This window comes from Mesorhizobium sp. M7A.F.Ca.CA.003.01.2.1 (genome assembly GCF_003998945.1).
In the GTDB taxonomy this organism is placed as follows: domain Bacteria; phylum Pseudomonadota; class Alphaproteobacteria; order Rhizobiales; family Rhizobiaceae; genus Mesorhizobium; species Mesorhizobium ciceri.
In genome coordinates this window covers 1-1742 of sequence record NZ_RZRA01001078.1, presented here as the reverse complement: position 1 = coordinate 1742, position 1742 = coordinate 1, and the positions used below count along the sequence as shown (strand labels likewise).

Genomic DNA, 1742 nt, shown 5'->3' with positions numbered 1-1742 from the left:
GTTCGTGCGCATGTCGGATGCCGATTGGGACAGCGTGATCGAGGTCAATCTGACCGCCGTTTTCCGGCTCACCCGCGAACTCACCCATCCGATGATGCGCCGCCGCCATGGCCGCATCATCAACATCACCTCGGTGGTCGGCGTGACCGGCAATCCCGGCCAGACCAATTACTGCGCCTCCAAGGCCGGCATGATCGGCTTCTCCAAGTCGCTGGCGCAGGAGATCGCCACCCGCAACATCACAGTTAACTGTGTTGCACCAGGCTTCATCGAATCGGCAATGACCGACAAGCTCAACGACAAGCAGAAAGAGGCGATCATGGCGGCGATCCCGACGCGGCGCATGGGCACCAGCGTCGAAGTCGCGTCCGCCGTCGCTTATCTCGCCTCCAACGAAGCCGCCTACGTCACCGGCCAGACCATCCACGTAAATGGCGGCATGGCTATGATTTGAACGAGGTTCTGCAGCAACGCCGGCGGGTTGTGTAAAGAGACCATTTCGGCTTGGACCTCAGCTATTTTTCGTGTAATGCGGCCCGCAACCCGGCGGTTCGGGCAAAAATCGGTCCGTAGTCGTTGCGTTTCCGGCAGGACCATCTTTCAGCTTGATTAGCGGCATTCTGCCCGCTAACGAAGACAGACAAACAAAAGACGAGGATGCCCAAATGAGTGACACCGCAGAGCGCGTCAAGAAGATCGTCATCGAGCACCTTGGCGTCGATGCCGACAAAGTGACGGAGCAGGCGAGCTTCATCGATGATCTGGGCGCCGACAGCCTCGACACGGTCGAACTCGTCATGGCGTTCGAAGAAGAATTCGGCGTCGAGATCCCCGACGACGCGGCCGAGACCATCCTGACCGTCGGCGATGCCGTGAAGTACATCGACAAGGCTTCGGCCTGACGCTTTCTGCAGTCATCACCGGGGAGGACCTGCGATGAGGCGTGTCGTCGTCACGGGCCTTGGCTTGCTGTCGCCGTTCGGCATGGGCTTCGAGCACAGCTGGAAGGAGCTTCTGACCGGCCGCAGCGCTGCCAAGCGCATCACCGAGTTCGAGGTGGAGGACCTTGCTTGCAAGATCGCCCACGTCATTCCGCGTGGTGACGGCAGCAATGCCACCTTCAATCCCGAGGCCGTGCTCGAGCCGAAGGAATTGCGCAAGATCGGCGACTTCATCCTGTACGGGATTGCCGCCGCCGACGAGGCGCTGAAGGATTCCGGCTGGGAACCCAAGACGCATGAAGAGCAATGCGCCACCGGCGTCCTGATCGGCTCCGGCATCGGCGGCATCGAGGGCATCGCCGAGAACGCGATGATCCTCAAGGAACGCGGCCCGCGCCGCATCAGCCCCTTCTTCATCCCGGGCCAGATCATCAATCTCGTCTCCGGGCAGGTTTCGATCCGGCACGGGCTGAAAGGCCCGAACCATGCCGTCGTCACGGCCTGTTCGACCGGCGCGCACGCCATTGGCGATGCTGCCCGGCTGATCATGTGGGGCGATGCCGACGTGATGGTCGCCGGTGGCGCCGAAGCGCCGGTGACGCGGCTGTCGATCGCCGGGTTCGCCGCATGCCGGGCACTGTCGACGGAACGCAATGATTCGCCGCAAACGGCGTCGCGCCCCTATGATCGCGACCGCGACGGCTTCGTCATGGGCGAGGGCGCCGGCGTTGTCGTGCTCGAGGAGCTCGAACATGCCAAAGCACGCGGCGCCAAGATCTATGCCGAGGTGACGGGTTATGG

General features: G+C 62.3%; 3 protein-coding genes. All 3 read left to right on the top strand.

The features are described 5' to 3' along the window. Positions 1-454, top strand: a 454-nt coding sequence (locus tag EN969_RS29855; RefSeq protein WP_127419666.1) for an SDR family oxidoreductase, incomplete at its 5' end; no start/stop codon positions are given. A 211-nt stretch (positions 455-665) separates the two neighbouring features. After that, complete coding sequence (locus tag EN969_RS29850) at positions 666-902, top strand: acyl carrier protein (RefSeq protein WP_006203723.1); 237 nt, start codon at positions 666-668, stop codon at positions 900-902. A 34-nt stretch (positions 903-936) separates the two neighbouring features. Further along, positions 937-1742: beta-ketoacyl-ACP synthase II (locus EN969_RS29845; RefSeq protein WP_127419665.1), on the top strand; the 806-nt coding region annotated here is incomplete at its 3' end.

What these genes read in the sequence shown, in the direction of transcription:
- EN969_RS29850 (WP_006203723.1), top strand. Translation starts at nt 666, where the DNA reads ATGAGTGACACCGCAGAGCGCGTCAAGAAGATCGTCATCGAGCACCTT.